General features: G+C 50.1%; 23 protein-coding genes. 7 read left to right on the top strand and 16 right to left on the bottom strand.

The genetic code is table 11. The features are described from left to right. Nucleotides 1-9: 9 nt before the first annotated feature. Genes LK536_RS57510 through LK536_RS57500 form a run of 3 tightly spaced genes read right to left on the bottom strand, consistent with a single transcriptional unit; the run spans nucleotide 10 to nucleotide 5,585 of the window. Nucleotides 10-1,227 carry a TolC family protein gene (locus LK536_RS57510; RefSeq protein ID WP_227796660.1) on the bottom strand — a complete coding sequence of 406 codons (1,218 nt, stop codon included), beginning with the start codon at nucleotides 1,225-1,227 and terminating at the stop codon, nucleotides 10-12. A gap of 44 nt (nucleotides 1,228-1,271) precedes the next feature. Next, on the bottom strand, nucleotides 1,272-4,277 hold the full coding sequence (locus tag LK536_RS57505; RefSeq protein WP_227796659.1) for an efflux RND transporter permease subunit: 3,006 nt from the start codon (nucleotides 4,275-4,277) through the stop codon (nucleotides 1,272-1,274). Nucleotides 4,278-4,289: 12 nt separating this feature from the next. Further along, nucleotides 4,290-5,585, bottom strand: coding sequence for an efflux RND transporter periplasmic adaptor subunit (locus LK536_RS57500; protein ID WP_227796658.1), 1,296 nt, complete (start codon nucleotides 5,583-5,585; stop codon nucleotides 4,290-4,292). Nucleotides 5,586-5,763: 178 nt separating this feature from the next. On the opposite strand from LK536_RS57500, the gene LK536_RS57495 reads away from it, so the two are divergent. The 7 genes from LK536_RS57495 to arfA all read left to right on the top strand — a co-directional run bounded on the left by LK536_RS57495 (nucleotide 5,764) and on the right by arfA (nucleotide 13,984). Then, nucleotides 5,764-6,438, top strand: a complete 675-nt coding sequence (locus tag LK536_RS57495; RefSeq protein WP_008722467.1) for a response regulator transcription factor — start codon at nucleotides 5,764-5,766, stop codon at nucleotides 6,436-6,438. After that, nucleotides 6,435-7,526, top strand: coding sequence for a HAMP domain-containing sensor histidine kinase (locus LK536_RS57490; protein ID WP_227796657.1), 1,092 nt, complete (start codon nucleotides 6,435-6,437; stop codon nucleotides 7,524-7,526). The genes LK536_RS57495 and LK536_RS57490 overlap by 4 nt, the downstream gene beginning before the upstream one ends. 639 nt (nucleotides 7,527-8,165) lie before the next feature. Beyond that, a complete protein-coding gene (locus LK536_RS57485; RefSeq protein WP_227796656.1) occupies nucleotides 8,166-9,590 on the top strand; it encodes an ABC transporter substrate-binding protein in 1,425 nt (474 codons plus the stop codon). A gap of 150 nt (nucleotides 9,591-9,740) precedes the next feature. Continuing rightward, the gene (locus LK536_RS57480; RefSeq protein ID WP_506092268.1) at nucleotides 9,741-10,598 is read left to right on the top strand and encodes an ABC transporter permease subunit; all 858 of its coding nucleotides are present in this window, start codon (nucleotides 9,741-9,743) and stop codon (nucleotides 10,596-10,598) included. 3 nt (nucleotides 10,599-10,601) lie between these two features. Continuing rightward, a complete protein-coding gene (locus tag LK536_RS57475) occupies nucleotides 10,602-11,438 on the top strand; it encodes a carbohydrate ABC transporter permease (RefSeq protein WP_025482806.1) in 837 nt (278 codons plus the stop codon). A 117-nt stretch (nucleotides 11,439-11,555) separates the two neighbouring features. After that, a complete protein-coding gene (locus tag LK536_RS57470) occupies nucleotides 11,556-12,440 on the top strand; it encodes an ArsR/SmtB family transcription factor (RefSeq protein WP_025482808.1) in 885 nt (294 codons plus the stop codon). A gap of 29 nt (nucleotides 12,441-12,469) precedes the next feature. Then, nucleotides 12,470-13,984, top strand: coding sequence for an arabinosylfuranosidase ArfA (arfA, locus tag LK536_RS57465; RefSeq protein WP_120056768.1), 1,515 nt, complete (start codon nucleotides 12,470-12,472; stop codon nucleotides 13,982-13,984). A gap of 198 nt (nucleotides 13,985-14,182) precedes the next feature. Here the strand turns inward: arfA and LK536_RS57460 are convergent, their stop codons facing one another. The 13 genes from LK536_RS57460 to LK536_RS57400 all read right to left on the bottom strand — a co-directional run bounded on the left by LK536_RS57460 (nucleotide 14,183) and on the right by LK536_RS57400 (nucleotide 24,969). Further along, a complete protein-coding gene (locus LK536_RS57460; protein ID WP_034576156.1) occupies nucleotides 14,183-14,362 on the bottom strand; it encodes a DUF6019 family protein in 180 nt (59 codons plus the stop codon). Nucleotides 14,363-14,464: 102 nt separating this feature from the next. Then, nucleotides 14,465-14,743 carry a type II toxin-antitoxin system HicB family antitoxin gene (locus LK536_RS57455; RefSeq protein ID WP_025482809.1) on the bottom strand — a complete coding sequence of 93 codons (279 nt, stop codon included), beginning with the start codon at nucleotides 14,741-14,743 and terminating at the stop codon, nucleotides 14,465-14,467. A 68-nt stretch (nucleotides 14,744-14,811) separates the two neighbouring features. Next, complete coding sequence (locus LK536_RS57450) at nucleotides 14,812-16,080, bottom strand: alkyl/aryl-sulfatase (protein ID WP_227796655.1); 1,269 nt, start codon at nucleotides 16,078-16,080, stop codon at nucleotides 14,812-14,814. Between the two features lie 356 nt (nucleotides 16,081-16,436). After that, nucleotides 16,437-17,462: a PDDEXK nuclease domain-containing protein gene (locus LK536_RS57445; RefSeq protein WP_227796654.1), complete on the bottom strand. Its 1,026-nt coding sequence runs from the start codon at nucleotides 17,460-17,462 to the stop codon at nucleotides 16,437-16,439. 178 nt (nucleotides 17,463-17,640) lie between these two features. Further along, nucleotides 17,641-18,387 (bottom strand): BtpA/SgcQ family protein, encoded by a 747-nt coding sequence (locus tag LK536_RS57440; RefSeq protein WP_227796653.1) that lies wholly within the window; start codon nucleotides 18,385-18,387, stop codon nucleotides 17,641-17,643. A gap of 62 nt (nucleotides 18,388-18,449) precedes the next feature. Further along, a complete protein-coding gene (locus tag LK536_RS57435) occupies nucleotides 18,450-19,367 on the bottom strand; it encodes a carbohydrate kinase family protein (RefSeq protein ID WP_227796652.1) in 918 nt (305 codons plus the stop codon). Nucleotides 19,368-19,377: 10 nt separating this feature from the next. Then, nucleotides 19,378-20,484, bottom strand: coding sequence for an SIS domain-containing protein (locus tag LK536_RS57430; protein ID WP_227796651.1), 1,107 nt, complete (start codon nucleotides 20,482-20,484; stop codon nucleotides 19,378-19,380). A gap of 12 nt (nucleotides 20,485-20,496) precedes the next feature. Continuing rightward, nucleotides 20,497-21,300, bottom strand: coding sequence for an energy-coupling factor transporter transmembrane component T family protein (locus LK536_RS57425; protein ID WP_025482816.1), 804 nt, complete (start codon nucleotides 21,298-21,300; stop codon nucleotides 20,497-20,499). Further along, nucleotides 21,275-22,999, bottom strand: coding sequence for an ABC transporter ATP-binding protein (locus LK536_RS57420; protein WP_025482817.1), 1,725 nt, complete (start codon nucleotides 22,997-22,999; stop codon nucleotides 21,275-21,277). The genes LK536_RS57425 and LK536_RS57420 overlap by 26 nt, the downstream gene beginning before the upstream one ends. A gap of 18 nt (nucleotides 23,000-23,017) precedes the next feature. Further along, on the bottom strand, nucleotides 23,018-23,701 hold the full coding sequence (locus LK536_RS57415) for a QueT transporter family protein (protein WP_008722434.1): 684 nt from the start codon (nucleotides 23,699-23,701) through the stop codon (nucleotides 23,018-23,020). Nucleotides 23,702-23,715: 14 nt separating this feature from the next. After that, nucleotides 23,716-23,880 carry a hypothetical protein gene (locus tag LK536_RS57410; protein ID WP_008722433.1) on the bottom strand — a complete coding sequence of 55 codons (165 nt, stop codon included), beginning with the start codon at nucleotides 23,878-23,880 and terminating at the stop codon, nucleotides 23,716-23,718. An 83-nt stretch (nucleotides 23,881-23,963) separates the two neighbouring features. After that, nucleotides 23,964-24,707: a GntR family transcriptional regulator gene (locus LK536_RS57405; RefSeq protein ID WP_008722431.1), complete on the bottom strand. Its 744-nt coding sequence runs from the start codon at nucleotides 24,705-24,707 to the stop codon at nucleotides 23,964-23,966. 133 nt (nucleotides 24,708-24,840) lie between these two features. Further along, complete coding sequence (locus LK536_RS57400; RefSeq protein ID WP_506092267.1) at nucleotides 24,841-24,969, bottom strand: hypothetical protein; 129 nt, start codon at nucleotides 24,967-24,969, stop codon at nucleotides 24,841-24,843. Between the last annotated feature and the right edge of the window lie 115 nt (nucleotides 24,970-25,084).

The raw sequence follows: 25,084 nt of genomic DNA, 5'->3' as shown, positions 1-25,084 counted from the left end.
CTGCCCCTGTCATGACACGGACGCCAGGCCGTCCACGGCCCAGTCATAGTTGACCTGGGCTGTCAGAAGCGCCAGTTTCTTTGTGCGGACATTTACCTCTGCGGTCGTTAATGAGGACTTCTGTTTCTGGTAATCATTTCTTGTCATGGTGCCTGCGAGAAGCTTCCTGTCCGCGGCTGCCATGGTGCTGCTCTCTAATTCATAGGACTGCTGTGCCTGCACATAATCCTCTTTTGCCAGTATCAGGTTCTGATACGCGGTCTTCACACTGTTTGCAGCAACCTCCTTCTGGTTCTTATAGGACTGTTCCAGGCTTTCCCTGTTGGTGGCGCTGACCGCGTAATTTATCTGTTTCTCCAATATCTTCAGGCTATAGTTGTTCTCCAGCGCCTTTGTGACGTCCGCTTCCAGGTCAATGGCGCTGATACCGTCAAGATCCGGTTCCGGCACATCGCAGATCTCCACATCCGCCCCATAGGTCCAGCCCAGCATCAGACACAGTTCCTCCCTGGTCTTATCAAGACTGGTCCTGGCTGACAGGATGGAGGCTTCTGCCGAGGACACGGACTCTTTAGCCGTAAGCACATCCGCCTGGGTACTCATACCCGCGCTGAACTTCGTGACCGTGGAGTCATAGGCCAGCTGGGCCTGGGTCTTGCCCTCATTCAGGCTCTCCAGGTTATAGGCCTGGGTCCAGTAATTAATCATGGATGTCTGAGCCTGTTTTACCAGGGTGGCTTCCGTCTGGTCGTAGCCTAACTTCTTAATCTCCCCGTCATCCACATTATCATCGCCCTGCTCCCTCAGCTTATCCACCTGGATCTGGCTGTTCAGATAGGAGGACAGCCTGCTGGCATAGTCGGAATCACTTGAGTCAGGATAATCCATGGCGCCGTATACATCATCCGCCGCATCGTAATAATCCTGGGAAATGTCGTCCCGCGTCTCCCCTCTGTACTCCTTATACGCAATCTGGTTCTGGATGACCGTGTTATTGTATTCGTGGATCAGATATGCAATCTCATCAAATTCCAGTTTATTATCCCTAAAGGAAGCCCATTGCTCCGCAGTATACGCAAATTCCGGGCTTCCCGCCAGGGAAACGGAGGGCGATGACGCTGCAACCGCGATGCACAGAAGGATACCTGCCACGGGCTTTCCTATTACACTCTTTCCTGCCACATTCTCCCCAGCCATCCCCCATCCTGCTTTCATTCTACCTGTCATGTACTCACCTTTCCTTACCGATACTTCTATTATATCAAGTGCTTCTATATATCAAGAACCACCCGCTTCTTGTTGCCATTCATGACCGCATAATAAATCGGGAGGATGAACAACGCCACCAGCACACCGGCTGTCAGGCCTCCGATATTAACCACCGCAAGCCCCTGGGTGGTGGAACCGCTGCTGCCAATGGCAAGGGCCATTGGAATCATGGACAGGATGGTGGTCAGACTTGTCATGAGGATAGGACGGAGCCTGGTAGCTCCTGCCTCAATGAGGGCAGTCTTAAGGTCCATGGTCATCCTGTACTGGTTCACCGTATCCACATAGAGGATACCGTTATTGACAACGGTTCCCACCAGGACCAGGAAACCCAACAGGGAAGTCATGCTGATGGTCACGCCCGTCACCTTCAAAAGCCCGAAGGAACCCACAAGGCTGAATGGTATGGTGGTCATGACCATGAAAGAGAACTTGGGCGACTCGAACTGGGCAGCCATGACCACAAATACCATGAACACGGCAATGGCAATGGCCTTGTAAAGCGCCGAGAATTCTTCCTGCATCATCTTATCCCTGGAATTGACCACGGTAGTGATTGTGCCTGACAGGTTCGGATTGATGACCTCCCTGTCAATCACTGTTTTCACATTTCCCCCGGTATAATCTGCCGTAATTGTTATCTCAAAGGATTTATCGGTCTTGGAAATGGACGCCGGGCTGTCCTTAAAATAAATCTCGGCCACATCCATAAGCGCCACATAACCGCCGGAAGGCTTGGTCAGGATGATTCCCTTTACCTGGTCCACTGTCCTGTAATCTGCCTCTGGATATTCAGCCATCACGCTGACCTCCCGTCCGTCAATATCCAGTGTGGTGACCTCCACGCCGTCCAGCATCTGGCTCACCATGCTCCCGATTTCCGTAGGGGTAAGCCCCTCTGCTGCCGCCATGACCGGATCCACCTCAATGGTTACAATAGGCGCTGTATTCTCAATGCTGGAATGGACATTCGCCACATCGCTCCTGGCCGTCATTTCCTTTACAATCCTGTCACTTACCTCCTTCAGTTCATCATACTGGGTTCCGCGCAGGATGGTCTCATATCCCCTGCCCCTTCCCATGAAGCTCATGGACGTGGACGCCTCTACCGTGATGGTACAGTTGTCAATATCCGCCATTTCCTTTTCCCACAGGCTTGCCACCTCATCCGTGTCCATGGTCCTGTCATCTTCCAGATAAGCGGTGATGGTGCCGCTGTTGCTGTTATAGCGCAGCATGTAGGACTCCACATTTTCATCCGCAGCCACAATTGCCTCGGCCCTGGACAGCATTTCGTCCGCCTGTTCTGACAGGATTCCCGGCCTTGTCTCAATGGATACGCTTACTGTCCCCGTGTCATCGGATGTCATAAGCTCTGTCTCCATTCCGCTTGCCAGTACCAGGGTGGCAATAATGATAGCCACCGATGACAGCATGACCACGGCCTTATGTTTTAACAGCCCCGGCATGATGCGGCGGTATGCATTCTGCAGATGGACCACCGGGCGGGACATTGGCGCTTTTTCCGTTTCCTTAGGCTTATACATCATATAGCTTAATGGCACCACGGTCATGGCTGAGAACAGGGATGCCGTCATACAGAACACAATGGTGTATCCCAGCGGTTTAAACATCTGGCCCGTCATGCCCTGCAAGAATACCAGAGGGATGAAAACCACACAGGTGGTAATGGTAGAACCTATGATGGACTGGAGGACGATTCCCGTACCGCCCAGCGCTGACTTTGCATACCCCAGCAATCCCTTGTCCTCACACGCATCCGTTGCCCTGAAGCAGCTCTCCAGAACAACAATGGAGTTATCCACCATCATGCCGACGCCCAATACCAGTGCGCTCATTGTAATGACGTTCAGGGAAAATCCCACACTGGTCATGAGTATCAGCGAAAGCAGGATGGAGGTGGGAATGGAGCTTCCAACAATCAGGGATGCCTTATAGTCACCAAAGAATATGAAAATGATGATCATGGATATGATGACTGCCAGAACCATGGTCACCGCCACATCCTGCAGGGAACTTAAGATACTGTCCGCCGTATCCCTTGCAACCGTAATCTGCAGGTCCTCGTCAGCCGCCTCCAGGGAGGCAATGGTTTCCTGTACCGCGGACGACACATCCATGGCCGTGCTGCTCTGCTGCTTGGAGATGGACAGGGATATGGTCTCCTGGCCATTATACCGTGAAATGCCTCCCCTCTGTTCCTCGGCCTCATATACGTTGGCTATATCCTCCATGTAAACAATCTGCCCGCTGGAGGTGGTAATGGGCACCCGCTTTAAATCATCCAATGTATCATTCTCAACCGAAGTTGTCACGGACAGTTCCAGGTTGCCTGCCACCGCGTCCCCGGAAGGGTACGACAGGTTAGCGGCGCTCATAGCTGACTTGATCTGGTTCATGGTCAGCTTATACTGCGCCATCTTTTCTGACTGCAGTTCAATCTTAATGTACTCAGATGAACCTCCCATGGCCTCCACATCTGCCACGGAAGTGATTTTCTCAAATTCAGGAACGATTTTCTGGTCCACGTAATCGTAGAGGTCTGTCTCTGTCTTATGGGCAATGGACAGCATCATGGTGGTGCTGGCATTGTTGTTCATTTCCATGACAGAAGTCTCCACGTCATCAGGCAGCTGGCGTTCCAGGTTATCCAGCTTCTTCTTAAGGTCATCGTAAGCCTCATCCATATCCGTGCCGTAGTCATATTCCAGCATGACCATGGACCGTCCGTCGCTGGACGAGGAGGACATGCTCTTCACGCCTTCCAAGGTGCTGACCTCATCTTCGATGGGTTCTGTCACCAGTTCATTGATGTCCTCAGGTCCTGCGCCGGAATACCTTCCCATTACAATGAGCATGGGCGTATCCGTATCCGGCATCTGCTCCAACGTTGCTGAAAACACGGAGGAAATGCCGAACACCAGAAGGCAGAGCAGGGTCATGACCGTGGCTACCGGCCGTTTCAGTACAAGTCTTGTAAGTCCCATATGTATGCCTCCCTATTCTGCACGGTTGTCTGCGGCCGTCTGGGCGTCTGGCCCTGGCTGGCCCTGGGTATCCGCACCTGGCTGGCTTTGGACATCCGCACCTGGCTGACCCTGGGTACCCGCTCCTGACTGGCCCTGGACATCCGCTCCTGGCTGGCCCTGGGTATCCGCACCTGACCGGCTCTGGGCATCCGCTCCTGGCTGGCCCTGGGCATCTGCACCATCGTCCTGACCGTCTTCCGACCTCAGCTGTACCCTGGCGCCCTCATACAGATTAGAAGACCACGTGCTGACAACCAAATCGTCAGCGGACAGTCCCGACAGTATCTCAGCGTGTTCCGCATCATAAAGCCCTACTTCCACCGGCACCATCGCCGCAACACCATCCTGGTAGAGGTAAACATATCCGTCCCCTCCGCTGTAGTAAACAGCATCCACCGGAATCATCATTGCGTTTTCCGTATGCTCAGTCACCAGATTCAGCTTCACGGTGCTGCCAGTGGCAATGCCGTGTGCATTTTTCAGTTCTGCCTTTACCTTAAAAAGGCCGGTATCCGAATCCACCATGGAACTGATTTCGCTGATATATGCCTCATACCCCGTGCCATCCTTCTGTATATCCAGCCTGTCGCCAACGGCAATATTCCCCATCATCCGTTCTGTCACGTAGAAGGAGACACGTTTTTCCCCTTCCCCTGCAATAACGCACAGCTGGGCTGACTGGGAGACACGGTCATGGACCTCTATGTCGCAGCTTTCGATCTTGCCGCTGATAGGCGCCGTGACCGTGCTGTATTCCACCTGCCTGTCATAGGCCAGCTTGGCTGATTCATACTGCAGCCTGGCTGACTTGACCTTGTTGATATACTGTTCATACTCCTGGTCTGACAAATCGCCGCTGGCGTACAATATCTGCATCCTGCTCAGATTGCTCTGGGCCTCGGAAAGGGATACGGACGCGGAATCCATGGAATTCCTGGCAGTCTCCACCTGCTCCGTATCAATCTCACACAGGACCTGGCCCTGTTCCACCATGTCACCTGCTTTTACCAGCACACTTGTTACATCGCCAGAAGCCTTGGCATATACATAGACAACGTCAGAGGGTTCCACGGTTCCGGTAAGCCCCGTGGTCAGGCTGATATCCCCAACGGACGGCTTCTGCGCCTTCACGATGGTTGCCGCCGCCTCCTGCCCCATTCCCACAGGGCCCTGCTGTCCTTTTTTCTTTCCTGACAGCACAAGAAGGACTGCCACAACTGCAATGGCTGCTCCGATTCCTATCTTTACCTTCATTTTCTTATCCATTGTCGCTCTCCTTTACCATTTTGCATTCGTCTCATATAGTAAAACCTGAAGATAAATTGAACATTAACAAAAGCGGTTGTACACGAATAAAAAAAGTGAACTTTCTGTGATTTATTCATGTTCACTTTATATTTGGATGCTATAAATGTATAATAGATTTCAGATGGAGGAGAATGCCATGTTCCAGATTTTAATCGCTGAAGACGATAAGAATACAAGAAAATTAATGGAGGCTGTCCTGAAAAGCAACGGTTTCAACCCAATTCCGGCCAGCAGCGGGGAGGAAGCCTTAAAACTCCTTGACAGCCACCACATCGACCTGGCCGTGCTGGATATCATGATGCCGGGCATGGATGGATACGAGCTGACCACACAGCTGCGTTCCATGGATTACAACCTGCCCATCCTCATGGTCACCGCCAAGCTGCTGCCAGAGGACAAACGCAAAGGATTCATGGCCGGAACAGACGACTACATGACAAAGCCGGTGGATGAGGAGGAAATGGTCCTGCGCATACGCGCCCTGCTGAGAAGGGCGCAGATTGCCAGCGAACGGAAAATCACCATAGGAAACGTAATCCTGGACTATGATTCCCTTTCCGTCACCAGGGATGGCAGCAGCCAGACACTGCCCCGGAAGGAATTCTATCTTCTGTACAAGCTACTGTCCTATCCCGGCAAGATATTTACCCGCATCCAGCTCATGGATGAGATATGGGGAATCGAATCGGAAACCGATGACAATACCATCAATGTACATATCAACCGGCTGCGCAAACGGTTCGAACACTATCCGGAATTCACCATCGAAACCATACGCGGCCTGGGCTACAAGGCGGTGAAACATATATGAAACACAAGCCGAAACACAAACCACTGGGAACCATCACCCTGGTATTGTCCCTTATCATATTTGTCATCATGTTTGCAGTCATGACCCTCCAGGGCGCCCTTATGTACCTGTACCTGAAAATCTGGTATCAGGCCGACATACCCATGCCCCAGTTCTGGCGTCCCATTCCATTCATCATCCTGGTCAGCGCCCTGGTGGGGATGGTCCTGACCATCCTGGCCAGCCGGATTCCCTTAAGACCCATCCGGGATCTGATAGACGCCATTAACCAGCTGGCCGACGGTAATTTCCATGTGCGGGTCCATCTGGATTTGACGCATGAATTTGTCCGGCTTTCCGAGAGTTTTAATTCCATGGCCCAGGAGCTTGAGAATACCGAGCTTCTGCGCTCTGACTTCATCAATAATTTCTCCCATGAATTCAAGACCCCCATCGTGTCCCTTCGGGGGTTTGCAAAACTGCTTAAAAATCCGGATCTGTCCCAGGAGGACCGGGACGAGTATCTGGATATCATCATCCATGAATCCACCCGCCTCTCCCAGCTGGCGACCAATGTGCTGAATCTTTCCAAAATTGAGAATATGAGCATACTATCTGATATGGAACGGTTTGACCTGACCGAGGAAGTGCGCCAGTCCATCCTTCTGCTGGAATCCAAATGGCAGAAAAAAGAACTGGAACTGATCATCGATATGGACGAGGTCAGCTATCATGGCAGCCGGAACCTGTTAAACCAGGTCTGGATCAACCTGATTGACAATGCCGTCAAATTCTCCCCTGACAGGGGAAAAATCAAGATAAAGCTGCATCAGCAAGACGGCAATACCATATTCCAGATCATTGACAATGGATGCGGCATGAGCCAGGACATGCGTCTTCACATATTTGACCGTTTCTATCAGGGGGATCCCTCCCACACTACCGAGGGCAACGGTATCGGACTGACCGTGGTGGATAAGATTGTCCGTCTGCACAAGGGACATATCACGGTGGGAAGCGAAGAAGGTATCGGCACCACGTTTACAGTCACCTTGCCAGAAATCCAGACGGGCTTCATTCCGGATATGGAGAAGCCCTGTCCTATGTAGTCTTATAAACGGATGGCCTGCCATCCGTTTATCCCTCTTCTGTCTGCCTTCTGATTGCCTTTCATCTGCGTTCTGCCTGCCTTCTGATTGTCTTTCGACTGCGTTCTGCCTGCCTCCTGATTACCTTTCATCTGCGTTCTGCTTGTCTTCTGATTGTCTTTCGACTGCAATCTGCTTTTCTTCTGCCCATTTTCCTTTTGCCCTCCTTCCACCTGATTCTTACCTTCCCTCCATCTGCCCTTTGTCTTTCTTCTATCCGTCTTTTGCCTCCCCTACATCTGCTTTTAATTTCTCTCCTATCACCCCCATCCCCATCGTTTATTCCCCATTTTTGGGGTCTGTACAATTTACAAACAAATTAATCCTTGTTTTCCTTAATTTCAATGAATTAATTTTAACATTAATTAACGAGTCATTTTAAATGAATTTATTTCTATTTTATATGCATTATATCCAAAAATATCAAACTATACCTCTTATATATTGACTATTATACACATATCCATTATAATAATATTAACTTAAAACTAAATCTTAAAAACATCTTTTCGATTTAGCTTTAGCAAAATACACGTGTATTCAACTTTATATTTTAATGTGATTCCAATGGATGACAACTGTTTAAAAGGAGAGGGAATTATGCGGAAACGATTATTAAGTATGTTATTATGCGGAGCACTTGTAAGCACATCATTAATGGGATGCGGTTCCAAGGCCGGCACCACTGACCAGACACCTGCAGCAGATACAAAGACCGAGGCAGGCGCCACAGAAGCGCCCGCCGCACAGGCAGCCGACCCGGCGGGCGGCGGGACCACAGGCACCAACACCTTTGTGGATGGCGGAACCGAGATGGCGCTGTGGACCTTCCAGGAGCTTCACGTAAACTTCTATACGGAAATGGCGGACAAATGGAATGAATCCCATCCGGATAAGCCCATCAACCTGACCGTGACCACAGGCGAAAGCTCCGCCGTACATACAAAGCTGCTGGTAGCCCTCCAGTCAGGCACGGGCGCCCCTGATATCGCAGATATTGAAATCGGAAGATACGCCACATTCTTAAAGGATAATTACCTGCTGCCCATCAATGACGTGGTAGAGCCGTACAAGGATGACATTGTCATGTCCCGTGTTAACATGTACGGGGATTCAGAGGGTAACCAGTACGGTATTGATTTCCATCTGGGTGCCAGCGTGTGCTATTACAACATGGATATCATGGATGCCGCTGGTGTTGACCCCGGGACCATCGAAACCTGGGATGACTACTACAATGCAGGCCTTACGGTTCTTGAAAAGACCGGCAAACCTATGTGCGCGGTAGAACTGAGCGACCTGTTCCTTCCCCAGCTTCTGCTTCTGGAAAAGGGCGTGCAGTATGTGACCGAAGACGGCCAGCCAAACATCGATACGCCGGAGCACGGCGAGGCCATCACCTTCATCCGCAAGATGATTGACGCAGGCATCTGTGAAGTTGCCCCTGGCGGCAAGTTCCACTGTGAGGAATGGTACGGCCACCTGAATAATGCCGGGGTTGCCTCCATTGCCATGCCGCTGTGGTACATGGGACGTTTCACGGATTACTGTCCTGACTTAAACGGTAAGATTGCAATTTATAAGATTCCTGTATGGAACAAGGGAGATACCCGCTGCGTGCTCCAGGGCGGAACCGGGACCAGCGTAACCAACCAGTCCGCCAACCAGGACCTGGCAAAGGAATTCCTGGCATATGCAAAGCTGTCCGAGGAAGGCAACCGATATATCTGGGAGAAATTAGGATTCGACCCAATCAGGACCTCCCTTTGGGATGACGGGGAACTGACCCATGACCAGAACAACAAATTCATCCAGTACTTCAGGACCAATCCATTTGACGTGCTGAACGAAATCAGGGCTGAATACGGAATTGACCTGACCGCCCCCAATATCTCCGGCGCATACGCCAATGTCCGCAGCATACTTGGAACCACCACCTACACCAATGCATTTGAACTTTCATTGGACGAGGACGTGGACCAGCTGCTTGAGAATGAACAGGCCAGCGTCATTTACGATGAATAATATCTGAATCCCGCGTATGAATCAAACAGTATGAGGAAAGGGGGCGCCATCAACAATCCCTGCGCCCCCAAGCATACGTTTATCCCATGAATGGAGGAATCGAGATTGAACCGCAAAAAGATAGTTTCTCATTTTCTGTATTCCCAGAAAGTGGCACCGTATGTCTTCATACTGCCATTTATCCTGACCTTTTCCATCTTTTTTGTGTATCCGGTCATCAATACCGTGGTCATGAGTTTCCAGAAGGTATCCGGTTCAGGCAATACCTTTGTGGGTCTTAAAAACTATAAGTCCCTTATGAACCCTATCTTTTTTAAGGCGGTCAGGAACAGCATGTTCTACACAATCGTGACCCTGTGCCTTATGATACCGGTCCCTATGCTCCTGGCCACCATACTTAATTCCAAGCTGATGAAATGCAAGACCGTCTTTAGAAGCTCCATGTTTGTACCGGCCCTTACATCCGTGGTGGTTGCAGGCACCATCTTCCGCCTGATTTACGGCGAACTGGAAGGTTCCTTTGCCAACCAGGTCATGGCCATGTTGGGCAATGGTCCCATTGTGTGGCTGAGAAAGCCCCTGACCGTATGGATTGCCCTTTTTACCATCTGCATGTGGCGCTGGACCGGTGTCAATATGATGTACTACCTGTCCGGGCTTCAGCAGATTCCCGAGGAACTGTATGAGTCCGCTTCCATTGACGGCGCCTCTGCCCTTCAGAAATTCAGGCACATCACCCTTCCGCTTTTAAAGCCCACAACGGTCTATGTGCTGACCATATCCATATTTGCCGGACTGGCAATGTTCACGGAATCCTACATCCTGTTTAACGGCAACACCTCGCCCAACAACGTTGGCACCACCATTGTGGGTTATCTGTACAGGATGGGCTGGGAACAGAACAACATCGGCCTGGCAAGCGCCATCGGATGCTTCCTTCTGGTCATGGTCCTGATCATCAACCTGATACAGCTGGGCATCAACGGAACGTTCCGAAAGGAGGACTAGAGGATGAAAGCCAAAAAAAATGCATTTTCCATCTGTCTTGTCCTGTTCTTCATCCTTGTGGCAGGCATCACCCTCCTGCCCCTGGTCCTGCTGGCCGTTGCATCCTTAAGCCCGGGATCCGAACTGATGAGGAACGGACTGAATTTTAACATTGACTTTGCCAAGGCTTCCCTGAACAACTATGTACAGCTCTTTGGCGGCAATAATTCCTATTTTTACTGGTACAGGAACAGCCTGACCATCACCATTGTCCAGGTGGCCATGACCTTATTCCTCAGCGCATGCGTGGGCTATGGGTTTGCCATGTACGACTTTAAGGGTAAGAACCTCCTGTTTGTCTGCGTCCTCCTTGTGATGATGATACCTACGGAAATCATCCTCCTTCCACTGTACCGCATGACCATTGCCATGAAAACCATCGACACCATGTGGGGCATCATCCTTCCCTATCTGGTCCTCCCCATGCTGGTATTCTTCTTCCGCCAGTATCTAAGCGGTATCCCAAGGGATTTCCTGGATGCCGCCAGGGTGGACGGCTGCACGGAATATGGCATTTTCCTTAAAATTATGTTACCATTAATGAAACCGTCCTTTGCAGCCATGGGCATCTACCAGGGCATGCAGAGCTGGAATAATTTCCTGTGGCCCATGATTGTCATGCGCACCGCCACAAAGATTACGCTGCCCGTCGGACTGGCAGGACTGATTACGCCTTATGGCAACAACTATGATATCCTGATTGCAGGCTCCTGCTTTGCAATCATACCGATCCTGATCCTGTTCATCTGTTTCCAGTCTTACTTTATCGACGGGATGACTGCCGGCGGCGTGAAAGGATAGGCCCTGACAGGATCCGGAATCGGAATTTGAAGGCAGGAAGCAGGATTCGGAAGAGGGATTTGGAAGCAGGACATACAACCGGCCGCGCAGCTGCGGCCGCTACGAGGAGGAGTGGTTATGAGAGTCAGCATATCGGAAGATAATCTGGAGTTCTTCGAGGCGCTTGCAAGCCCCGTGCGCCTGAAAATCATCGGCTGCCTGTCCAAGCGCAGCATGAACATCAAGGAACTGGCAGAAAATGTCGGCGTCAGCAGCGCCATCATGACTTCCCATATCAAAAAGCTGGAGAGCGCCCATCTGGTGGAATCCAAGAAAAGCAAACAATACGGAAAAGTATGCAGTCTGGTGGGAACCAACTACATGCTGCTCTTCCCCACGCCGCGCCTGGCCGTTACCCATTACGATGTAAACCTGAAGGTGGGCCAGTACACCCGTGCCGAAATCTCCCCTACCTGCGGGATTGCAACCGAACACAGCGTAATCGGGGATTACGACGACCCGCGCTGCTTCTATGACCCAAGACGTGAGAACGCGGAGCTTATCTGGTTCTCAAAGGGGTATGTGGAATACTACATCCCCAACTATGTGCCGGATGACTGCCAGGTTACCAGCATAGAAATCTGTGCGGAAATGTGTTCCGAATACCCGGATGTGAAGATTGACGCCGTATCCGACATAGACCTTTTCCTCAATGACGAGCATCTGTGCACCTGGCAGTCCCCCGGGGATTTCGGCGACAGGCGCGGCAGGTATACGCCTTCCTGGTGGCACGCCGGGCAGTACGGTATCCTCAAACGCTATGAAATCAACAGTTTGGGCGTTTACCTGGACAAGGAACTGAAGGCAGAAAAGCCACTGGGACATTTCCATACGGAAAAGGATTACTGGACACTGCGCTTTGCAGTAAACGAGGACTCCGGCAATCCCGGCGGCCTGACCTTATTCGGCAGCAAATTCGGGGATTACCCCCAGGATATATATGTATGCGTGAGATATGAATGACCCATAAACCAATTTTCAGGAGGAATATCATGAGCAGCAAAAAGGCAAAAATGATTGTAGATAAAAGTTTCAGGATTGCACCGGTGGATAAGCGCGTATACGGATCCTTCATCGAACACCTGGGAAGGGCTGTGTACAACGGTATCTATCAGCCAGGACACCCCTCGGCAGACGGGGAGGGCTTCAGGAAGGATGTGCTGGAGCTGGTAAAGGAACTGCAGGTTCCCATCATCCGCTATCCGGGAGGCAATTTTGTATCCAATTTTTTCTGGGAGGACAGCGTGGGGCCAAAAGACCAGAGGAAGAAGCGTCTTGACCTGGCCTGGCGCACCCTGGAAACCAATGAATTTGGTCTGGGAGAATTTTCCAAATGGACGAAGAAGGCCGGGTCTGACATCATGATGGCCGTCAACCTCGGCACCAGGGGGATTGCGGACGCCCTGAACCTGTTGGAATACTGCAACCTTGACACAGACACCTATTACAGCAATTTGCGTAAAAGCCACGGCGTAAAGGAACCATATAACATAAAGACCTGGTGCCTTGGCAACGAGATGGACGGCCCATGGCAGATGGGACATAAGACAGCCTACGAGTACGGACGCCTGGCAGCCGAGACAGCCAAGGCCATGAAGGAAATGGATTCCTCCCTGGAATTCGTCAGCTGCGGAAGCTCCAATGTGGACATGGCCACCTTCCCTGAATGGGAAGCCGTGTCCCTGGAACAGGACTACGATTATGTGGACTACATTTCCCTTCACCAGTATTACGGAAACTATGACAATGACACCGAGGACTTCCTGGCCAAGACCCAGGACCTGGAACGTTTCATCCACACGGTAACCGCCACCTGCGACTATATCAAGGCCAAGAAGCGCAGCAAAAAAACATTGAACCTAAGCTTTGACGAATGGAATGTATGGTTCCACTCCAAGGCGTCCGACAGCGAGGAGATGGCAAACCGTCCATGGCAGACAGCCCCCCATCTCCTGGAAGATATCTATGACTTCGAGGACGCGCTTTTAGTTGGCCTGATTCTCATCACCTTCCTGAAACATGCGGACCGCTTAAAGATTGCCTGCCTGGCACAGCTTGTCAATGTAATCGCGCCGATTATGACGGATAACGAGGGCGGCGCCTTCCGCCAGTCCATCTACTATCCTTTCCTGCACGCATCCAGATATGGACGCGGCATTGCCCTGACGCCCGTGATCAGCTCCACCTGCCATGACACCAGCAGACACGGGGAGGTAACGGACATTGACGCCGCAGCCGTATATAATGAGGAGAAGGACGAGGTCACCATCTTCGCGGTCAACCGCTGTGCCGGACAGGATATCCCATTCGAAGCAGACTTAAACAGCTTTGAGGGCTACCGTGTCATCGAATATCTTGCAATGGAGAATGACGATATGAAGGCGGTTAATTCCCTTACAGGCGAAAAGGTGACGCCTTATCCCAAAAAGGAATATCAGATGGAGGACGGCATTTTCACAACGGTCATGAAGAGCTGTTCCTGGAATGTGATACGGCTTGGGAAGTAATCCGCATTTGTACGCCACCCTTATGATTATGAATTGCCGCAGAACAACCAGGAATAAATACATTACGAATTAAATACACAAAAACAGGGCTGTCCCCAGACCCAAACCGGTATGCGGACCGGTCATATGTCCGGGAGACAGCCCCCTTTCTGCAGTTGTATGAACTGGTTATTTTTGATAATCCCTGTGTATATCTGTTTATTCCTGGAAATCCTGATGTTTCATTTTCTCGATTTCCTTGTATGCTTCAAGAAGCCCGTTTTTAATCGCCTTTTTGAATACAAAATAGGTAACAGTGAAAATAAGTGCAAAGATACCGATGTATAACAAAAGTGCAAAAATAAAAAAGAAAACGCCCATACCTGTTGCCATACTCATTTTATCCCTCCTTATCATGCCATAGCAGTGTAATATATTCCATTATATGACAAAAAGGGCTGGAAACAAAGTATACAAAATCTTAATTTTCATTGATATCCGTTAATCATTATCCGGCATGATTTTTACAATGACCATGATCTGCTTCACAAAAGCACCTTCCTCCAGCTCCATATCTTCTATATGGGACTGGGCCGGAAAATCGTAGGTCTGTTCCTCCACCTCCAGGTAAAGCCAGTTATAGGCAGCTTCCCTTGCATTTTCCACCGCATCCTCCAGATCCGGGCCATCTGCCTCGCAGCACTCCAAATCCGGAAACACTACATGAAAACCCTTATCATCCTTATGGGGTGTGAATACGGCCGGGTAAGTAAATGTCATATTTTCTTCCTCCAATATCTAAAATAAAGCAATATCATTATATACCGGTTTCCTCTGCTTGTACAGACTTAACCCCTCAATTCCTTTGCGCAGGACAGATAGTAATGTCTTCCATTTGCGCTTGTCTCATACCCTGCAATGGATTTAAGGGCATCTGATTTCAGAAGGGCCGCCTCCCGGTCATCCCCGTCACTGTCCAGCAGCTGGTCGCACAGTTCCAGGCACCACTGGTACTCCATCTCCTGACAGGCTTTTCTGGCTGCATTTAAAACCTCCGTCCTTCCGCCCATAAGCACCGTCCTTTTATCCGCCCTGGCTTTTGGCGAAAGGGGATGAAGATGGGTGGGATTCCCGTCAAACCAGCCCAGATATGCGGTATAGACGGCCCTGACGGTCCATTCCACACATCCATAATATTCCCCCAGATAAGGAAGGCTTTCATATTCCGGCGGCAGTTTGATCTCAGCCGCCAGCTGGTCCTCACTCCTGCCCAGGTTCATTCCCTCAAGGGTCTTTTCCAGTATATAATCAATGGCAGTCCTGAAATTACCCAGGACCTCTTTTATAGTATCATTCCCATATATGACGCCCGTATGCCCCGGAAGCAGATACTCTGCCGGATATGACATGAGGACATCCAGGCTTTTAATCCAGACGGCCAGGTCACGGTACTGGCTTCCGCGGATTGCATAAAGATTGGGGAAACAGCCATAGTAATTATCCCCGCAGCACAGCACCTTTTTCTCAGGGACCCACACCATGATCTGGTCCTCTGTCTCTCCGGGAAGACGGAGCATTTCCAGGCGCACCCCGTCTATCTCGCGGATTACCTGGTCCTGATCATACACAACAGAGGGCGGTACAAAAGCGTGGTGTTCCCCATAAGCCACGCCCTCCCTTGGCCCGATTCCCTGGGAAATGTTTTCCTCGTCCGTCAGCCTGTATCCAAACTGTCTGAAACCGCGCAGGTTCTGGATATCCTTAAGCCGCTCCGTCCTCTCCAGCACAGCCGTCTTAGGGGCAAAGGCAATGATCTCAGGTTTTCCCTCCAGGAAAGCGCCTGCGCCGCCACGGTGGTCCGGATGTCCGTGGGTATAGATGATTGTCCCCACCTCCTTCCCAGTCTTTTCCCGGATGATTGACAGCAGCTTCCTGCCCCTCTCCAGGGAATCTAAAGTATCAATCAGGATTACACCGGATTCCCCCTCAATCACCACCGCATTGCTGTGTCCCAGCCCCGATATGTGCCATATCCCGTCCGTAACCTTTGTGTGTGTCTCCTGATAACTGGCCTCTGTAAATTCCCGCAACTTCCTGCCGCCCTGTTCCATCAGCATAATGTGCCCGTCCTTTCTTCTTTCAATTCCAATTACAATAATAACTTTATTATAGCAGGGTTTTGGGGAAATGAAATCGTAATTATTCCGGCATTCATTCTGGCAAAATCAGTAAGAATAAGATAAACCTTGTGGCCGGAGCAATCGCGGAGCCATTCGCGGATATGGTTTGGCTGACTTTGAGGAAACCATGCAAGACCTCATGGCAGACAAAGCCTCGTATCAAGCGGCAAGGAAACTATACCTGTTTCCTTGTAATCGGCTTCCTATTTCGTAACAGACGCCATAAAACTGCACCCATAAAAAGACAGGGCACGGTGGCAATTTTTTTTGCTGGCTACCGTGCCCTGTCTTTTTTACTTTTTTTCACTATGCCATTCCTGCAATACTGCTTCCACTTGTGCGATAAGCTGTTCTTTGTTTGGAATATAAGAAACATACCGGGAAGCAAAGATATTGTTTGAAAGACCACCTAATGCATATTCGGCGGCTACGCTGTCTTTGTCCGTACACAAGATGATGCCGATAGGTGGATTGTCGTGTTCATCGTTTACCTCTGTTGCATAGTAATTTAAATACATATTTAGTTGTCCAACGGCTTCCGGCATAAGCTTAACCATTTTTAATTCTATCAGGACATAGGCGCGGAGAATCTTGTTATAGAAAACCATATCCACATAATAATGTGTATTGTTCAACGTGACGCGCTGCTGCGTCCCCACAAACATAAAACCGCGTCCTAATTCTAACAGAAATTTTTCTATCTGTTCGACAAGAGCCTTTTCAAGCTCCCTTTCCATAAGCGGCTTATTTTCCGGCAGCCCTAAAAACTCAAAGACATACGGGTCTTTTATCATATCTGCAGGCCGCGCCATTTCTATTCCCTTTTCTGCAAGAGCAAGAACCTTTTCTTTGTTGGCTTTCCCGTCTGACAGCAGCAAACGCTCATAGAGAGAGGTCGAAATCTGACGTTTCAGTTCCCGTATCGACCACCCGGAGTTAATTGCTTCCTTTTCGTAAAAGCGGCGCTTATCATCATCTGAAATCGTCAAAAGCTCACAGTAATGCGACCATGACAATTCAACAGACACCGTCTGTTGAATTTGATAGGTCAGATAAAAGCGGCGCATGAATTGAATATTAGAAACAGAAAAGCCTTTTCCAAATTCTTCTGATAGCTCTTTGGATACTTCTTTTAGTGTCTGTTTTCCGTAAGCGGCGCGTTCCTGACTATTTTGTTCATGCTCTACAATAATGCGACCGATGTTCCAGTAAGTAGACAGCAATTCCGTATTGACTTGTACCGCGGTACGCTGACGTGCGCCGGATAATAATTCTTTGATTTCCTGTACCATAGAAGTAGTATATGATAAATCGCTCATAATTATAGCCCTCGTTCTTGCTTTCTGTTTCTGATTATATCATAAATCCCTTGCTATTTCTATTGTAATAAATACCCGGGTTGATAAATGGGAAATTATATTCTAAACAACATCAAAAATCGGCTAAATATTCACTACATAATTTTTCTCCATATATGGTAAGTGAGCTTGTATTTCATTATCCACAGACACATTCCATAAATCTTCTTATCTTCTGCCTGCTCCAGACATTATCCTTCCCATCCTCCATAAGGCAGGAACTGACAATCATTCCATCGCAGTGTTTAACTGCTTCCCCCACATTTTTCTCCGTGATGCCTCCGCCCAGATAGACAGGGGCCTGCGGGTACTGTTTCCTCACCCGGTCCGCCAGGTCCAGGGATTCCTCAAAGTTCTTCCCGGTCAGTATCAGACCGTCAGAACCGAACTTTAACGCCTGTCCGGCAGCCGTCTCAATGGGAAGAGGACCCAGCGGGACACCTGTACGGTCATAGATGTCCGTAAGTACACGGACAGGCCGATCCATGTCTTTTCTTGCTTCCCATACTTCCCCTGCGCGGCCGGTCATTACGCCTCCTGCCTTAACCATGGCTCCGATAAACACTTTCTGCCTGATGAAGTCCGCGCCGCAGGCATTTGCAATATACATTGCGGCAGAAGGGTTGTTTGCCTCCAGTATTATCCCCAGGGACAGATCCGGAAACATCCGTTTTACCGTTCTGCCCAGGGCCGAAAGGATGGCCACGTTTTTTAATCCGGCCAGCTCTCCCGGCGTCTGGTCCTGTATCATCATACTTGTGATCCCGCATTCCGCGTGTATGCCTATCTGCTCCAGCAGCCAGCTTTCCAGCCCTTCCAAATCAAGCCTGTCTGCCCCAAAAGGCGGAAGATGAACCACTCCCGTTATCCTGCATGACTTTCCCATCCTGTATCTCCTCCTGATCCAACTCTTTTCATCATTCCGGTTCCCGGCATAGAGGATTGTCCTTAAAATCCCCATTCCTCTACCGGCACCTGCCCAGCCAGTTTTTCCACCTCACTGCGTTTCCTCCCTGCCACTCCCTCAAAGCCAAACGCCTCGATACACAGGGAAGCCAGGGCAGCCCCATATGTGCCGCTGCTTTTCCAATCCCCTGTCCTGCACCAGGCGGACAGGAATCCGCCGTTAAACGTATCCCCCGCGCCAGTAGCATCCTTTACCACCGTATGCCGGATCCCAATCCGGTAGGCTGTCCTGCTTTGGAAATCATAAATATCAGCTCCCTGTTCCGCCCGTTTTATCACTGCTGCGGTAATGGAGGTTGCGGCCAGCCGCCTTATCAATGTCTCCGTGGAATCCCCGCAGCCCGGCCAGAGCAGGTCCAGTTCCACATCCGAGGGCAGGAATATGTCACACCAGCTTAAAACCTCCCTCAGGCTTTCCCCGTCCTTTTCAGCAAAATATTCACTGGTATCCACACAGACCTGCATTCCGCGTTTTTTCGCCCATTTCGCATATTCCAGCTGAACAGCCGGCAGCATGGGCGGCAATACCAGGACCGTATATTCTTTGCGGGGCAGATGTCTTGGGGTCTGTTCCAAGGTTTTCTCATACCATATCTTCCTGGCATGGCTATGTGTCACCCTTTCAAACTGTTCCGAATATTCCATGAAGCTTCTCCGCTGCTCACCAAGCACCGGAAGTACCTCAGACACATCAATCCCCAAACCTTCAATCCGCTGCAATACTTCCCTCGGGAAATCACTGCAGCAGGTGGTTAAAAGCCCGGTGGTCCCGCCATATACGCTGGCAGCCACCGATGTATATAAGGCCGCTCCTCCGGGAACCTGGTTTTCTTCCCGGTCCGGGGTTTTAATCCGGTCCAGTGAAAGATGACCTGCCACCAATATTTTTTCCTCTCCCATCCCAATCCCCCTAATCAAGATTAACGGTTCCTCTTGTCAACATCCGGCTTACCTTTTTCCGGAACGGATCGTTATGGCTCCTGCGGTCCGGATCCAGCCCCAGTTTCCTGGAAAAATAATAAGCTGTCAGCTGTATGGGGACCGCATACAGCAGAGGCGCATATAATTCCTCCACATCCTCCGGCATGGCAAACGCATATTTCCCCATATCACATAGTTCCTCACTATTGGAAATCACAAACAGGTCACAGCCAAAATGGCGGAGACACGCCCCAACCTCCATGGTTCTCTGGAAACTGTCCCCCTTGGGCGCCACAAGGAAAACCGGACAGTTCTTATCAATCACCCAGAATTCCTGATGCGCGAACTCTTCGCTCTCCTGGCCTATGGCGGTCACCCCGCAGACTTCCAGGAATTTGGCTGCCCCGTATTTGGCTGTTGCGAAGCTCTGACCTGCGCCCAGTATATAGACAGGGAACTGATGTCCATTATAGATAAAGTTCTCTCCTGCCTGCCTTGCCGTATCCTGGCACTGGGTAACCACATGGGAAATCAGTTCCATTGTCCGTGCCAGTTCCTTTTGGCATCCATCCCGTCCTGATTCCCGGCTAAGCCCTGCGCCCAGGCAGAACAGGGCATATAAGGTGCCGGTGTAGGTTAATGTCCCGGGCGTCCAGCCCGGTTCCTCCTTAAGCCCCAGAAAAACAGGGTGGCTGCACACTTCATAGAGACGTCCGGTCAGGGAATTGGTGATTCCCACCACATATGCCCCTCTCTCCTGTGCCGCCTTCACAGCCTCCACGGTCCGGGCCACGTTGCCGGACATAGAAACCGCAATCACCGTGCTCTCCTCATCCACCTGGTGAATCCCATATGTGGAGAACTCCAGTGCTGTCATCGGAAAGCAGAGGCTGTCCGTCTTTTTCAAGAAATAATTTTTAACAGCCAGCCCCGCAAAGTAGGAATCCCCGCATCCCAGGAAAAAAATTTTTCTGTCCTTCCCCTTTTCCATTATTTCCTTACAGGTCTCTGCTACCGCTGCCTCAATCTGTTTTAAACCCGGGCCCAGACTCCCCTGCCGTTCAATCTCCGTCATCATATCCCGATATTCCTGCATAAAAACCTCCCTTTATAATACTGATGTTGTAATCAGGCCCACTGCCGTGACCCTTAACAATACAAGCGCTGCAAACAGGCACACAAGACCGGCTGTCATCCCAAAATCCCGGCCGGTAAAAGGCCGTTTACTGATGGATGTCCGTTTCCCGTTTCCCGATTCAAATCCCCTGGCCTCCAGACTTACGGATATCTGTTTAATCAGTCCCAGGGCCCTTGAGGACAGCGGAATCAAAATTGCCACATTCTTTTTAATCCTGCCATACAGGCTCCCTTTGTCCATCTCCAGCGCCCGTGACCGCTGCGCGTCCTTAATGGTATGAAGATCGTTGATGATTAACGGCACAAAACGCAAGGACATTGAGAAGGAAAATGCCATCTTATACGGCATCCCCAGTGTTACCAGGCCCAAAGTAATCTCACTGATACTGGTGAACATCATCCAGTAGATACTCATGAGCACAATGGTGCAGAAACGGAACGTCATGGCAATTCCATACCAGACGCCTACCGAATAAACTTTAAGCCCTCCGGCCTGTGCCAGCACCTGTCCCTCCTTCAGCGTAAAGGGCCAGATTACCAGGGAAAATATCACAATCAGCAATGCAACGCTTTTCAACAGCTTAAGGGACTGGCCGATTGGCAGCTTTGCCGCTGCGCCTACAAGGATTACCCCCAGGAACAGCCCTGCCAGGATTGCCGGATGGTTCGTTAAAAGGCAAATCACGAATGTACCGATAAATAACAGATTCTTTGTGACAGGATGCAGATGATGAATCACCGAATCCCGGTCAATGTAACTGCCTACTGCATTCATATCCGGCCACCTCCATAAATTCTTCATTATTAAGCAAAACAGATGTCCAGCCCAGTTCCAGCCCAAGCTGTGTTATCTGCGGCGGGAACAGATATGCCTCCCGCAGCCGCTCCTTCTCCCTGAACACCTCCCGGATTCCTCCCTGCAGGGTAATATTCCCATCCTGCACCACCCAGATATTCCGGGCATGCTCGGCCACAAACTGCATATCATGGGTCACCAGCAGGATTGTCTTTCCCTCCTGATTCAGACGGTCCAGGATACTGCCGATCCGGTCCTTGAAAGACTTGCTGAGTCCTGTGGTAGGCTCATCCACCACAAAAATGTCCACATCCATGGCTATGACACAGGCCAGGATCAGAATTTGTTTTAATCCGCGCTCCAAAGACAGGGGCGTCTCATTCCTCCATTCCTCCAGTCCGCTGATTTCCATGGCCCGTTCCACTGCTTCCTTCACCTTTCCCTCATCCCATCCCAGATTTCTCGGACCAAAGGCAATCTCTTCCTCCACGGTCTGGTTAAACAGCTGGTGATCCGGATTCTGGAACACATACGCAGTGCTATGGGCTAAATCAGCCACGGAACAGGCTGCCGTATCCCTTCCGCATACATACACATGACCGCCGGTAGGTTTTAAAAGCCCATTTAGATGTTTCACCATAGTGGTTTTTCCCGCTCCATTTTTTCCTAGGACCGCGATAAAATCCCCGGTCTGTATGGATTGGCTGATATCGCTCAAAATCTCCCGTTCGCCGTAGGAAAACACCGTATGCTCATAAGCAGCCGCCTCGGGCCTTTCCCCATCCCCTGTTTTTGCCTCATGTCTGTCAACAGCTGATGCTTCTGTTTGTGTCAGCCCTTCCAGGGCCAGTGCACGTCTGGCCTCTTCCACGGTAAGGAATACCGGGTATTTACCGTCAAACCCCATCTGCTTCCATAAAAGAGACACATCCGGAACATTAATCTTTGCCTTTTTTAAGAATTCCGTCCTGGCCATCACTTCCCTTGTGGGCCCCTGGGCAATGAGTTTTCCTTCCTCCAGGACCAGAAGACGGTCCGCCACGGTTACAAGATAATCGATATCCTGCTCCACCACGATTACTGTATTCTCCCCGCTTCCCGCCAGATTCCCCACGATTTTGAGGACTTCCGCCTTCCCCACCGGATCCAGCTCCGTTGTAGGCTCATCCAGGATTACGATATCCGGTGCGGAAATAATGGAAGCCGCGATGGCAAGCCGCTGCTTTTCCCCGCCGGACATACGGAACGGAGCCCTCTTCTTGTAATCCAGAGGCAGCCTTACTGTTTCCATTACCTGATCCATCCTCATGCGGATTTCCTCCGGTTCCATGCCAAGGCTTTCCGGAGTAAATGCCAGGTCCTCCTCCACGGTTGTACCCAGTATCTGGGTTTCCGGATTTTGAAATGTCATGGATACATGGGGCACCAGCTTTGCAGTGGATCCAGTCCGCACTGACAATCCGCAGACCTCCAGCTCCCCACCCCATGCCCCTCCTGTTTTATGCGGGATAATCCCTTTGATTGCAGAGCAGAGTGTGGTCTTTCCCGCGCCGTTAGGTCCGATGATCCCAATCACTTCCCCTTTGTGAATCTCAAAGCTGATATCATCCAAAGCCAGCTTATCCGTCCCGGGATAGCGGAATTTAAGATTTTTCGCTTTTATTAATGTTTCACTCATTGTATCTCCTTATTTCCTTTACAGATTCTCTACGGTAGTGGTGTTCTCCTGCCTCCAGTACATCCCATTCTTAACTGTAAAAGGATATAAAATCTTCAGGAAAACCGGTCCTAACAGCAATGGTGACAAAATCCTGTTCATCAGCAAGGCAAAGGGTTCCGTTGTCCATGCCGCCACCGGAGGCATGGTCCCCGTCACATCAATGAACCACGGCATTGATAACATCCCAAATCCGGCGCCGATGCATATGCCCGCAATATACTGCATCCAGCTGTTTTTGTTCTTTAGTGAAGCATCCCTTACAATCATCCCGGGTATCAGGGCAAATGCGAAGAAATTCCCCAAAAAACCACTGACGCTGGCAGGTGAGATAAAACCTTTCAATATGTCTGAAATCACATTTCCCAGGCCCGCCCCAATGGCCCCGGGTATCCCAAAAAGGATTCCCAGCACAGGAGTAATTGCCGCTCCCGGCCGGAAACTGATCCATCCAAACCGGATTGGTCCTGTGATAATCGCCGCCCCGGCATTTAATGCCGCAGATATTGCGATTATGGTAATCACAGAAGCGTCCCAGCGGATATGATGTTTCACAAGCTTCAGCCCGTCCAGCCTCCATTTGAATGACAGTAAAAATGCGATTCCCCCAAGACCAAACGATATAGCACCCAATACCCTTAAGATTCCCAAATAGTTTTCCATACCTCATTCTCCTTTTACTCTTTCTTCTTCATAAAAAACATGGCCAGCGCAACAACCAGAAGCACCGCTCCCACGGCCTGGAACATAGGTGTTCCGGCCTTCACCCCACCCATAAGGGCGCCGGCAATCACAAGCACCAGTAATACGACCGCCAGAACCGCTATTCCCTTTTTCGACATCTTATTCCCCCCTCTCGTTATAATGTTATTATGAAAACATAATATGTTAGACGAAAAGGAAAAGCTGGCATCCAGCTCTATCCTTACTCTTCTCCTGCAAGTTCCACCGTTATCTTCATCCGCTTACTATTAATAAGGGACCGGGTAATCAGGATCGGTCTTCCATTCTCCTCTACAATACTCCGGGTATCCAGCACCGGCGTGTCACAGCTGATTTTTAGATATCCGGCCTCCTCCCTGGTAGGCATGGCCGCCACAATCTCCTCTGTCCCATGGCTCAGCTGATGCCCCAAACGCCTGAGGTGTCCATAAATCGACTGGGTCAAATCACAATCCTTCAGCTTCTCACCGATTCCCGGAAAAACCTCCGAAGTACTTATATGGGTCGGAATACCGTCAACCGTCCTGAGACGGACAATCCGAAGCACACGGGTCCCCTCAGGTATCCCAAAGTCACCTGCATTGCGGGAATCCACGGCCGCCTCTTCCACTTTGAGGACTACCGCCCCTACGGTCCTGCGGCTCTGCTCCATCTCCTCCGTAAAACTCCGCAGCTCCTTGAACCGGAGATTATACTTTTCCGACTCCCCGTAGGATACAAAGCTGCCCTTTCCCTGTATCTTGTAAATCAGGTTCTGCTTGTTCAGTTCTTCCAGTGTCTTCCTGACCGTAATCAAAGATACCCCATATGTATGGGAAAGTTCCTTTTCCGAAGGAAGTTTCTCCCCTGCTTCCCAGATTCCCTTCCTGATGTTTTCCATGAAAATAGACAGAAGCTGAAGGTACAGGGGGATATTGTTGCCTTTATCTATAAATTGTGTTGCCATCTGTTTCACTCCTAACTTATTATGTTTTCATAATAACATGATATTAGCATTAGTACAATAAACATATTATTCAAAATTGCTTCTATTTTTTTATGCACTTTTTACAATTCCTAACTTATTTTCCAAAATCTCTTTATATCATATCTGTCCCAGTGCCGCCCGGCGCAAACACGTCCAGCGTCCTCCTTGTATCGAAACCGTAAATACTAACCATAATTATCCAGGCCTGGTCCAGGACTGATTCCATAAATAAGATTGCCATGCCAAACTCATTATACTATAATAAAACCAGTAGGAGGTTTTAGTGTGAAAGAAAGTAGAGGAAAACCATAAATGGACGCACTTAAATAAGCTGTCTAAGGCAGGCAACTTTTTGA

Origin of the sequence: Clostridium pacaense (assembly GCF_020709765.2) — a bacterium.
Taxonomy (GTDB): Bacteria; Bacillota; Clostridia; order Lachnospirales; family Lachnospiraceae; genus Enterocloster; species Enterocloster hominis.
This window is presented reverse-complemented; position numbering and strand designations above follow the sequence as displayed.